General features: G+C 60.4%; 7 protein-coding genes. 3 read left to right on the top strand and 4 right to left on the bottom strand.

The genetic code is table 11. From position 1 onward, the window contains the following. Window positions 1–10: 10 nt before the first annotated feature. Together J7399_RS18090 and J7399_RS18085 are read right to left on the bottom strand one after the other, a co-directional pair. Window positions 11–1024, bottom strand: coding sequence for a hypothetical protein (locus J7399_RS18090; protein WP_209088459.1), 1014 nt, complete (start codon window positions 1022–1024; stop codon window positions 11–13). A 213-nt stretch (window positions 1025–1237) separates the two neighbouring features. Next, the gene (locus J7399_RS18085; protein ID WP_209088456.1) at window positions 1238–2431 is read right to left on the bottom strand and encodes a hypothetical protein; all 1194 of its coding nucleotides are present in this window, start codon (window positions 2429–2431) and stop codon (window positions 1238–1240) included. Window positions 2432–2832: 401 nt separating this feature from the next. Here J7399_RS18085 and J7399_RS18080 point away from each other — a divergent pair, with 401 nt between their 5' ends. From J7399_RS18080 to J7399_RS18070, 3 genes are all read left to right on the top strand, one after another. After that, entirely contained in the window at window positions 2833–6012 is a 3180-nt protein-coding gene (locus J7399_RS18080) for a CHRD domain-containing protein (RefSeq protein ID WP_209088453.1), read from the top strand. Between the two features lie 66 nt (window positions 6013–6078). Further along, window positions 6079–7824 carry a type I secretion system permease/ATPase gene (locus J7399_RS18075; RefSeq protein WP_209079788.1) on the top strand — a complete coding sequence of 582 codons (1746 nt, stop codon included), beginning with the start codon at window positions 6079–6081 and terminating at the stop codon, window positions 7822–7824. Continuing rightward, window positions 7821–9191 (top strand): HlyD family type I secretion periplasmic adaptor subunit, encoded by a 1371-nt coding sequence (locus J7399_RS18070; protein ID WP_209088450.1) that lies wholly within the window; start codon window positions 7821–7823, stop codon window positions 9189–9191. Before J7399_RS18075 ends, J7399_RS18070 begins: the two co-directional genes overlap by 4 nt. Before the next feature lie 9 nt (window positions 9192–9200). On the opposite strand, the gene J7399_RS18065 is transcribed toward J7399_RS18070, so the two are convergent. Together J7399_RS18065 and J7399_RS18060 are read right to left on the bottom strand one after the other, a co-directional pair. Next, a complete protein-coding gene (locus J7399_RS18065; RefSeq protein WP_209088447.1) occupies window positions 9201–10121 on the bottom strand; it encodes a LysR family transcriptional regulator in 921 nt (306 codons plus the stop codon). 112 nt (window positions 10122–10233) lie between these two features. After that, window positions 10234–11877: a pyridoxamine 5'-phosphate oxidase family protein gene (locus J7399_RS18060; protein ID WP_209088444.1), complete on the bottom strand. Its 1644-nt coding sequence runs from the start codon at window positions 11875–11877 to the stop codon at window positions 10234–10236. Window positions 11878–11922: the final 45 nt, after the last annotated feature.

Here is an 11922-nt window from a genome sequence, read left to right as displayed (position 1 = left end):
TGACCGGTTCCTAACGACCGGCTCGAAGGTGATCCGCCTGCAGGCGGAGGTAGAGTACGGCCGGGGCTGCGAAGGCCGGCGCGTCATGACGGATGGCAAGAAAATCGCGGCCCGAGCGCAGGGTGACGGGCGTGTCAAAGCGGCGCGCGTGGGGCACATAGAGGTCGCGGATGAGGTTGGTGTCCCAGTCGCCAAGCTCAAACGGCGCACCGGCGGGACCCAGCGCGGCGAGGAACGCGGCTGTGCTGGGCAAGGTGACAATGGCCTGCAATTGCGGGTTGGGACCGTCAGCGATGGCGTTGAGAAAACTGTCGAGCGTGGCATGCAGAACCGGCGCGCCGGTGGCACCGGACACCCCGCGTTCGAGCGTGACGGCGCCGCCTGGAATGCCGTTGAGAAAGGCTATGGCGTCCAGACCACTGAGGCGCAGGGCGCGTGGCCCGCCGTTTGGCCGCAGAATCAGCGAGGGCGCGCGCTCATTGTCCCAGCGCTGCATTGCGCCGGAGAGGATCTCAAGGCTGCTGTTGGTCCCGTCGCGTTCCTCCAGATCGGTGCGGTTGGGAATGCGCACGATGAAGCTGTCTGCGTCATCAGAATCCCGCGCGCGGTATTCATAGAGGAAAGGCAGCTCCGCCGTGCGTCGCCATGCATTGAGCGCAGAGACATGTTCCGCTGGCGCGCTGTTGCCGAGCGCGAGGCGCAGAAACCCCATGCTGCGCAGGCTTGCGGCGGCCCCCAGAACATTGGCCTGCACCGCATCAATGGAGGTGTTCACGGCATCGGGGGTGGTGTCCCAGAGTTCAAACCGCGCCACCCCATCCAGCTGTATCCCGCGCAGGGCAGAGACGGTGACACCAAAGCGCGTGTCTGAGCCACGGCGATCGCCAAGGCCGACTCCACGCCGCTTGGCTTCAAAAATCTGGACGGTGTTGTTGGGAAGACCACCCGGTGCGACGGGCAGAAACGGGCTCAAATGGACGTTGAGCACTTCGTTGATGGCGTCATCAAGTGGCAGCGGCGGCATATGCCCGCGCTCCTCTGTTGAAAATTGGTTTCTTAAAATCCATGCGCGGTAAGCGCGCTTACCTGACATCATGCAACTTTCGTGCCAGCGCGCATTTTGGCGTCAGTGGTCTGAAATCGCTGGGAAAGGTTGAGGCAGATGGGGCTGGTCGGGTCAAAAGTGACCCACGGGCTGCCCATCGGGTGTCGCTGTTCATGCGGCGATGCGATGATTTTAATGAGAGCGGTGTTGCCTGCGTGCGTGCGCCGCCGGGATGTTTGCCTGCGCACGGTATTTCGCGATGGTGCGGCGCGGGATCGCAATGCCTGTGGACGCCAGAGCCTCGGCAAGCTGGGCGTCGCTCAGCGGATGGGTGCTGTCTTCATCAGACACCAGTTGTGTGATGCGGTGCATCAAATGCTCCGGTGACAGGGCATGGCCGCGCAGTTTCGGGCCGAGCAGGTGGCGGAGGGGAAGGACCTCTGCGTCGATCTCCACCGTGGCCCACTGAAAGACCCGGCTGAGCGTGCTTTTGTGGCGAGCCACATCGGGTGCGAGGGCGCACATGGTGATCGGGGTCAGAGGAGCTTTGGAGGTGAGATGGGTCTGTTGCAGCGTCACCAACCGTTTGGCGATGGCCAGCAGGGTGGCATTGCGGGCGGAGAGCGCGTTTTCAAAACGGTCGGCTTCTTGTTGCGCCTGTGGGTCAATCGACGGCAGACGCCTGAGGTGCGTGGCAGAGTCCGGATGCAGGCTGACAGACCAGTGCCCCTGCTTGCATTGGAGCAGCAGGTCGGGAACGCGGGTGGGCGGTGGCGGGGCGATGGCAAATTGCAGGCCGGGTTTGGGATCGTAGCTGCGCAGTTTCTTGAGACCGTTCAGGATGTCCTCGACGCTGCAGCCACAGAGGGCGGCCAGCTGTTTGGTGGTCTTGTGCTGCACTTCCGGCAGATGGTGCAGAAGTTGTGCGACAATCGGGTCGGTGTCTCCTGCGGCTTTGACCTGAAGGGCGAGGCACTCGGTAAGGGAGCGGGCAAACAGACCTGCAGGTTCGATGGCTTGCAGCCGCGCAAGCACGGCGGAGCCAGTGGTGATGCTCACGTCTGCGGTGGCGCAGATGCTTTCAAGGTTTTCACTGAGCCAGCCCCAAGGTTCCAGCGCATCCAAAAACTGCAGCGCTGTGGGGCGTTCGACTGCCGAAAACTGCGCGTTGATCCACAGGGCGGCGTGTTCATAGAGGCCGCTGGTCTGCGCGATCTGCTCTGCTTGGGCTGCTGGCGCGACACTGGGGTTTGTCAGCCCAAACTGGCGTATTTTGCGCGCGGTGGAGGTGCCGTCCATCGACAGACACTCAACGATCTGCCGCATCTGCGGCGTCATGGTGAGTTTCTGCTGTGTCTGTGTGGTCTGGTCGAGCGATAGGGGCATTGGGGTGTCCCTCATGTCAGACTCTGAGTGTGGCATGGCTGCGGGCGGCGCGAAAGTGCGGCGATCCTGAGTCGTCTCAAAGGCAGGCATCAATCACGGCAACAGCCTTGTCCTATCCGCGAATTTCAGACCGGTTTTCTGATCACCTTGGCTGACCTTTTTGTGAATTGGCACCAATGAACAGTTTCTCAATTTGCACTCATAGCGCCTAAGCCCTTGAAAAATATGATGACGCCTTTGCGGGACTCTCACGGGGTGCGTGAGTATTTCTCTGGGTTATGGCCACCATTCGGACGAAGAATTTCAAAGTCTAACTGTCTTGGGCGCTTGCTGTTGTCAGCGGGGAGGCCACGTCAGGGCTTTGATCTCCGCACTCAACATAGTCAACGCGGAGTTCTTTTATGCTTTCCGAGATTCTTGCCAGCTTGCGCGCCAGATTGATGACGTCTTCGTCACTGGCCCAAGAAACCGTCCGTGACGGACAGACTCTGACCAACGGCTTTTTCCAAAACACTGTGGTCGACAACACCCCTGCCTTTGTTCTGAACAACGACCTCGCACGGTTGCTGAACTTTGGTGAAATCGAAACCAATGACGCGCCATCCGCCGTATCTGTCGACGCCGAAGGCGTGCAGGTCTTCAACTTCCGCACCGGCAGCATTGAAGCCAATGGTGACGTGGCAACCGGCGTCGAAGTGACCGACGGTTCCAGCGCGGACATCCGCAACTTCGGCAGCATCGCAGGTGAGCTGAACGGCGTGGAATTCTCCGGCGCAAACAGCTCCGGCTCGCTCGACAACTTCAGCGGCGGCGTCATCTCCTCTGACAGCCGTGCGGTCGAAATCGAAGGCCAGGGCATCAGCGTGCGCAACTTTGGTGACATCGTTGGTACCGGCGATCAGCGCAACGGCACCATCTACACCAATGCCACCGCCGAAGACGTCAGCATTTCCAACTTCACCGGCGCAACCATTGACGCAGGCGCAGAGAACAGCGGTGCCGGTATCTCCTTCCAGGTTGGCGATGAAGCCGGTGACACGGTTTCCAACACGGTCTTCAACGGCTTTGGCGCAACCATCCAAGGGCGCGGTCAGGCGGCCTCTGATACAGGTGGGGCAGGCGACGGTATCCGTCTAAACAATGGGGCCGAAGGCGCGGTGTCTGACACCGACATCACCAACAGCGGCCTGATTTCCTCTGAAAGCAACCAAGGCACTGCCGCGGGTATCCGTGTTGCGGATGGTCTGGCGGCTGAGGGGCGCATTCTGAACACCTCCACCGGTGTGATCGAAGGCGTGCGCAACGGTCTTTATATCGGTGAAGCCGAGCATGATCTGGATGTGCTGAACTTTGGCACCATCCAATCTGACAGCCGCGCGGTGAACATCGACGGCACCGGCGTCGACCTGCTGAACGCAGGCACCATTCAGGGCACCGGCGATCAGCGCAACGGTACGGTCTATGCCGATGGCACAGCCGATGACTTCTCCGTTTCCAACCTCGTGAACGGCACCATTGATGCGGGCGAAGGCAACCAAGGCTCTGGTTTTGGCGCTGAGATCGGTGGCGCAGAAGATGGCGCAAACACCTTCACCCTCAACAACGCCGGAACCATCCAAGGCCGTGGCAATGCCAGTGCCGGAACAGGTCTGGCAGGTGACGGTGTGCGGGTCGGCAATCCTGGCAACCAAGGCACCACAGATGCCACGATCACCAACAGCGGCTCGATCCTGTCTGAAGGCGCAAATGGCACAGTTGCCGGTGTGCGCTTTGTCAACGGTGTGAACTTCCAAGGCACATTCACCAACTCCGGCACCGTCGCAGGTGTGCAGAACGGTGTATACTTTGGCACCGGCGATCACTCTGGCGGTTCGTTTGTGAACTCCGGCGTGGTGTCCTCTGACAGCCGTGCACTGAACATCGATGGCGAAGGTCTGGAAGTGACCAACTCCGGCGCAATCCTCGGCACCGGCGATCAGCGCAACGGGACCGTCTATGCCGATGGCACCGCAGACAACTACACCTTCACCAACACCGGTCTTGTAGACGCGGGTGCGGGCAACAATGGCTCTGCCGTTTCGCTTCAGACAGGTGACGAAGCGGGTGATGTGGTTTCTGCAGCGGTTGTGAACGAAGGCATCCTGCAAGGTCGTGGCGATGCCACCGAAGGCAACACCGTTGGTGACGGTCTGCGTCTGTTCAGCAATCAGGAAGACGCAAGCTTTGCCGGTCTGGTGCAGAACTCTGGCGTGATCGCGGGCTCTGAGGACAGCGACGCAGCGGCGGGTATCCGTGTGGACGGCGGCCTGAACATCCTTGGCGCGATTGTCAACGAAGGTCAGATCACCGGTTCTGTAAACGCGATTGATGCGCGTGATGCGGGCTCTGTGACCTTTGTGAACGATGATGACGGTGTGGTTGATGGCAACGTGCTGCTGGGTGCAGGCGAAGACATCGTGGTCAACCTTGGCCAGATCGACGGCGTGATTGACGGCGGTGCCGGCAACGACGTTCTGATTGCTGGTGACGGCGACAATGTGATTGTTGGCGGTCTGGGCAACGACTTCATCGAAGGTGGTGCAGGCAGCGATACCGTTGACTTCTCCGATCAAGATGTGGCGGTGAAAGTGGATCTTGGCTCCAACGGCACTGGCACAGCCACCCGTGAGACAGGCTTCTCCGTTTCGGTACAGAATGTGACCGTGGGGGCTTCGCTGCAGCCGACGCCAAACATCAACGACGGTGCTGGCTTTGTGTCTGAGGCGCTGGCTGGAAATCTCTACTACAACATTCACACCTCCGATTTCCCGGCAGGCGAAATTCGCGGGCAGTTTGAAGTGGTTGGTGATGTGATGGACAGCCACAACGCACGGGTCATCACCCTGCGTGCCGAGCTGGATGCATCCCAGGAACCTGGTCCGACATCTGACAGTGAAGCAACCGGTACAGCGACGCTGACCATCGTGCAGAACCCGGAAACCGGTGAGGTGGTTTACTCCTCCGAGCTGACCGTGACCGGCCTGAACGAAGCGGATCTGCAGACACCGGTGCCAGGCGTTGTTTCGGCAATCCACCTGCACAATGCGCCTGCCGGTCAAAACGGCCCAATCGCGCAGGACACGCTGGTGGACGCAGGTGCGACGATCGATGCGGACTCGCCGACAGGTGTGTCCGGTGCGGATGTCATCAACGAAGTCTCTGAAACCGACACGCTCAGCTCGATTGAGAATGTGATCGGCTCCAACGACGGAGACACCATCAACGGGTCCGATCTGGCCAACACCCTATCGGGTGAAGACGGCGACGACCTGATCAACGGTGAGGGTGGCGACGACATCCTGATCGGTGGTGACGGTGCGGACACCTTCCTCTTTGAAGGCGACTTCGGCAACGACACCATCCGTGACTTTGAGACTGGCGTGGACCGGTTGGATTTCTCCGACTTCGGCCCGGACTTTGCCACTCAGCTCACTGTGTCTCAGGACGGCGACGACACCCTGCTGACCTTCTCCTCAGATGCCTCTGTGCGCCTTGAAGGGGTCCTCAGCACGGATCTGACCGACGACGACTTCATCGCCTGATCGCACGCAACAGTGGGATGGCAGCCAAGGCTGCCATCCCCTTCACCCTGAAAAGAGATCACCAAAATGTTTCAGAAAAAATCCTTCGTTAAATCCGCATGGCGCTCCCTGCGCGGCGGTTTCATGGCTGTCGCCTTCTTCAGCATGATCCTGAATTTGCTCGTTTTGGCCGCGCCTCTCTATATGTTGCAGGTCTATGACCGGGTGCTGACCAGCCAGAACATGGACACGCTGATTGCGCTCAGCATCCTTCTGGGTGGCGTCTTTATTGTCAGCGGCATGCTTGATCTGGTGCGCATGCGCATCCTGAGCCGCCTTGGTGCGCGGTTTGAGCTGAAAGTGGGCGCTCCGATCCTTCAGTCTGCCATGCGCAAGCGGGTGCAGGGCAAAGGTGCGGGCGACAATCCGGCGGCCGATGTGACCGGCCTGAGAGATTTTATCTCCGGCCCCACGCTGACCGCTTTCTTTGATGCCCCCTGGATCCCTCTGCACATTGGTGTGCTCTTTCTGCTGCATCCCTACCTTGGCGCTCTTGGTCTTGGCGGTGCAATTTTCCTTACCATTATGGCCCTTGTGAACAACGCACGCGCATCTGATGTGATGCAGGATGCCGCCCGCGCCCGCGCAAGGTCCGACGCTTTGTTCACCACAAGTGAACAAAATGCAGAGCTCGTCCAGGCAATGGGTATGACTGGTGATCTCGCTCGTCGCTGGACGGCTCTGCAACATCAGGCCCATGAGCTCAAAGCGCGCGTGTCTGACCGGATTGCGAGCTTTTCGGTGATTTCCAAGACCACACGTATGGCATTGCAGTCCGGCATGCTGGGCCTTGGGGCCGCGCTGGCGATCACCGGACAGGCCACCGCAGGTGTGATGATTGCCGGCACCATCGTGCTGGCCCGTGCGCTGGCACCAATTGACCAGCTGATCGGGCAGTGGCGCACGTTTTTGGCGGCGCGCGGCTCCTACAAAACCCTGCGGGCCCTGTCTGAAGCCTACCCGGAGCCTGCCAAACGTCTGGCGATGCCACGCCCGCAGATCTCGCTGAACGCCACCATCGCGCAGGCGGGTCCGCCGCTGGCACAGAATGCCACCATTGGCGGGATCGACTTTGTCCTGTCGGCCGGAGATGTGGTTGCGGTGATCGGGCACAGCGGATCGGGCAAATCCACCTTGGCGAAAATGCTGGCCGGGATCTGGGTGCCGCAACGCGGGGCGATCCGTCTGGATGGCACGCCGATGGCGAAATGGGACACAGAAGAGCTTGGCCAGCTGATTGGCTATCTGCCACAGGATGTGCAGCTGTTTGACGGCACCATCCGGGACAATATCGCGCGGTTTTCCACCACGATTGATGACAGCAAAGTGTTGGAAGCGGCGATTGCGGCGGATGTGCATGGTCTGATCAGCAGCCTGCCGGATGGCTACGCCACCGAGATTGGCAACGGCTATCATCTGTCCGGCGGTCAGCGTCAGCGCATCGCACTTGCGCGCGCGCTTTACAATGATCCCTTTGTGCTGGTGCTGGATGAACCCAATTCCGATCTGGATGCCCAGGGGGAGCTGGCGCTGCGCAATGCCATTCGCGGCGCAAGCGCGCGGGGCGCGATCACCTTTGTCATGACCCACCGCCCGAGCACGCTTGAGGCTGTCAACAAAGTGCTGACGCTGAACAAAGGCGCGCAAACCGGCTTTGGCGACAAAGAAGACATTCTGCGCCCCCGCCAGCAGACCTCTGTGGCGCGTGCGGCAAACCTGCGGCTGGCGGAAGGCCAGGCGGCACCAGCGAGCAAGAAAGGAGCGAACCAATGACCCCTGCTTTGAGAAAACAATCCAACGGCGGCGTTCTGCGCCTTGAGGACTACAACCGCGTGCAAACAAAGGCGGCGGGCATCGGGATCGGAGGCTTTGTCTTCTTTGGCATCCTGACCGTGGCGGGCTTTCTTGGTGGCGCGGCCTATTGGGCGAGCACCTCGCAGCTTGACGGTGCGGTGGTGGCCCCGGCCTCCTTTGTTGTGGAAGGCAACCGCAAGACTGTTGAGCATTTCGAAGGCGGTGTGGTGCGCAATATCTTTGTCAGTGACGGCGATCTGGTGGAGGCGGGTGACACGCTTGTGGAGCTCGACAACACCGATCTGGGGGTGGATCTTGATGTGCTGAGCAGCCAGATTGGCGATCTCTCTGCGCGGCGTGCGCGTCTGGAAACGCAGCTCGACAGCGCGCCTGTTTTTGCTGAAGAGCGTGTGGCAAATGCGCTGCCGGTGGCACTTGAGCCCGAGGTCTGGCAGGCGTCATTTGTGCGGCAAAAGGCCTTGTTTGATGCGGAACAGCGCTCACGTGATGCCGAAGCGGCACTGATTGAGCAGCGCTTGGAGAGCCTTCAGGATCAGGTGGAGGGGTTGCAGGCGCAGCAGGTGTCAAACCGCCGTCAAGTGGAGATCACGCAGCAGGAGCTGGTCAATCTCGAAAGCCTTCTGGATCGCGGTCTGGTGGCCGTTACCCGTGTGAATTCCCGCCGTGTCGAGATTGAGCGCCTCAATGGTGTTGAAGCGGCCCTGCGCACTGATGAGGCGCGGGCGCGCAATGAAATTAGCGAGTTGCGCCTGTCCCAGATTGGCACAGAGCGCCTGCGTCAGGAGACGGCCTCCACTGAAATCGCGCAGATTGAAGCCCAGCTAGAAACGCTTGAAGTGCAGTATCTTGGGGCCAGTGAGCGCTTCAATCGTGTGGCGATCACCGCGCCGGTCAGCGGGCGGGTCGTGGAAATGACGGTGTTCACCAAAGGCGGCGTGGTGCGTCCGGGTGCGCCGATCCTCGATATTGTGCCGCTGGATCAACCGCTTGTGGTTGAGGCGCGTGTGGAGACCGGGGACATCGAAAAACTGCATGTTGGCCAATCCTCACGTGTGCGCCTGTCGGCCTTTGATCAGGGCGATGTGCCGGAGGCCAATGGCATGATTGTCGACATCTCCGCTGACAGTCTGGAAGACGAGCGCACCGGGCAGTTCTACTATGTGGCCAAGGTGAAGCTTGATGAGGCGCAGCCGCGTGAGGTTGCCGCTCTTGAGATTGTGCCGGGGATGCCTGCGGATCTGTTTGTGAACACCGGAGAGCGCACCGCGCTGAGCTATCTCACCAAACCTCTGAGTGACCGACTGGCTCGGACATTCATCGAGTAAACACCTGTGTCACGCCGCAAATGTCGGCGTGACACCCTTTGGCGGGTTCTCGGCGATGTAGGCGCCGATCTTGGCCAGGAGGGGTTTGCGCGGGCAGGTCAGGCGCGAGGCCGCACCGAGATTGCGCAGGTTGCCTGGGGCCTCAAAAGGCACAAAAGAAAGCGGCCAATTGTCTTCGCGAAACTGCTCCGCGGCCAGCGCTGAGACAATGGTGCAATCATCAGAATGCATGATGTGGCGGCAGATGGTTTCAAACCGCAGGGCCGTGAGATCAAACCGCTTGGAGGCACGGGATTCCGGTCGGGGCGTGGGCAGGCGATCTTCCAGTTCATAGCCGAAGGAATGCGGCAGGCGGATGAAATCGCTGACCGGCACGTCTTCGGGGTGAATGGCAGATAGCGTCGCAAGCGGATGGCCGTGGCGCATGGCCAGATACAGCGGCTCTGTCCAGATCGAGGTGAAATCCAGTGTTGGATTGTGATTGAGCTGCGCCACCAAGGCGACGTCAAGCTCGTGGTTTTCCACCATTTGCAACATGTTCTGCGGCAGGTCTTCGATCATCGTGACCCGCATACGGGGGAACAAGTTATTGAACAGAATGGAGAAATACTGCGTGAGATAGGGCGCAAGCGTGGGGGTGAGACCAATTTTGAAGGGCACGGCCTCTGGGTCGCGGAACTCGGTTGCGGCGTCCTTGATGCGTTGGGCATCAGACAGCATACGGTCGGCAATGCGGGCCACCCGCTCGCCAAAGGCCGAGAGCCGGGTTTCACCGCTCATGCGGATGAAAAGGTCCGCGCCCAGTTCCTTTTCGAGTTTGCGAATTTGGTTGGACAGGGCCGGCTGCGTCACGTTGCAGGCCTCGGCAGCGCTGCTGAAGTTTTTCAGCCTCGCAACCGCCGTGACATACTCAAGGTCTCGCAGGTTCATCTCTCAGCGCCATCACATGTGATCCTAATGCCGAATTTAACTCGGCTGAGGCACCCTAAGTCGCTCAAAGTCCTTACGATAGGGTGCACACAGGCCTGTGATGGGAAGTGAGCTATCGCGCCGAGGGGCCAAAGCTCTCAAAATGGATCTGCTCAGCGGGCACGCCTGCCGCTTCAAGGCCGCTGCGCAGCTCTGCAATGAAGCGCGCGGGGCCGCACAGCAGGTAGTGCGCCGTGGCACCGGCCTCCAGTTGCAAAAGTGCCTGCGCGGTGATCCGGCCGTGGTGGTCAAAACGGCCTGCAGCCTGATCCGCTGCGCTGGGGCGGCTGTAAAAGAGGCGCTGGTGGAGGTGGTCGTGTGCTTCAACCAAAGCATCCGTTTCGCTGCGCAGCGCGTGGTGCGCGCTGTCTTTTGCGCCATGTACAAACCACACCGGTCGAGCCGCTTTGTCTTGCGCAAGGGTGTGCAGCATGGAGACCATCGGGGTGAGCCCGACACCGGCGCTGACCAGCACCAGCGGGGCGCTGTCTTGAGGGATCACGAAATCCCCCGCAGGCTGGGACGCGCGCAACACTGCGCTTTCGCCCAAGGCATCATGCAGATGACGGGAGGCCAGCCCGTGGCTTTCTCGTTTGATTGTAAGGCGATAGGCCGACTTGTCGCTCGGATCACCCGAGAGGGAATAGCTGCGTTTCACGGGGCCGGTGTGGCCCGGCACGTTGATTTCTATCGGCAGGTGCTGACCAGCGGCGTAAGGCGTGACTCCCTCGCCATCTACGGGGGACAGATAGAAAGACGTGATCTCCTCGCTTTCCTTGATGCGCTTTGACACCGTGAATTGGCGCAGGTCCGCATCCGGCTTTGACCAGCGCAGACCAAGTGCGTTGGGGCGCTCGATCACCGCGTCGATTGTGACGTCGATCACGCGGTGGGCCTCAGGGTCTTGTTTTGGATCAGGGTGCCAATTGATGCTGGCGCGTCCGGAGACGTGCAACAGGCTTCCACTGTCAAAATCGACAAAGACCAAGCCCACACGCGGATCGGCGAGCAGGTTGCCGATGGTGTTGAAAAAGTTGTTGCCCGCATAATCCGGGATGTGCAGATGTGTGGCATCTGACACGCGCACAAACCCCGGCAATCCGCCCCGGTGGGAAGCATCAAAGCCGCGCGAGGGCACGTCGGCACCGTGCTGATGGCCGGAGCCGATGAACAGCGTGTCAGCACCGGTGATCCACGCCGTTTGTGACGGTGTGAGCGCCTCCTTGCGCTTGGCTGGCGCAGGGGTATTGGCGGGCACACGGCGCAAACTACGCTCGTGGATGTATTGTGGACAATTGCCAAAGGTCTGTTTGATATCAAGCGTATAGGCAGCACCTGATCGCTTGAGGCGTCCGCTAAAGCGGTTGCGGCGGCGGCTGTGCAGCTCGATGCCGACAGCGCCGATGTCGGTGCCCGCATCCACGACGGCGCGCAGCGGATCCTGTGCATTAATCTCTGTGTTCAGCGTGAGCGCGCGCGGGTTTGGCGAGCGGATGAAGCCGTCCGGCCCGTCAATCAGCGTGACCCATGTGTGGCCATCTGCGCCAGCGCCAGACACCACCAGAAACGGCAAAGACGTGTGAAAATCCCGGTGCTGTTGCGGTAGATAATCGCGGATGAAACCGCTGGCCCATTGGGCCACGTCACCGGCGCCTGCGCGTTTCTGGGCGGCGCGTTCTCCGGCGTGAAACGGGGTGCGTTCTGAAACGGTGTCCATGTGATCTACCTTTCTGAAAAGGGGGCTGGCGCTGAGGCGCGCCAG

Source organism: Shimia sp. R9_1 (genome assembly GCF_017743775.1).
Taxonomy (GTDB): domain Bacteria; phylum Pseudomonadota; class Alphaproteobacteria; order Rhodobacterales; family Rhodobacteraceae; genus Shimia.
This window is presented reverse-complemented; position numbering and strand designations above follow the sequence as displayed.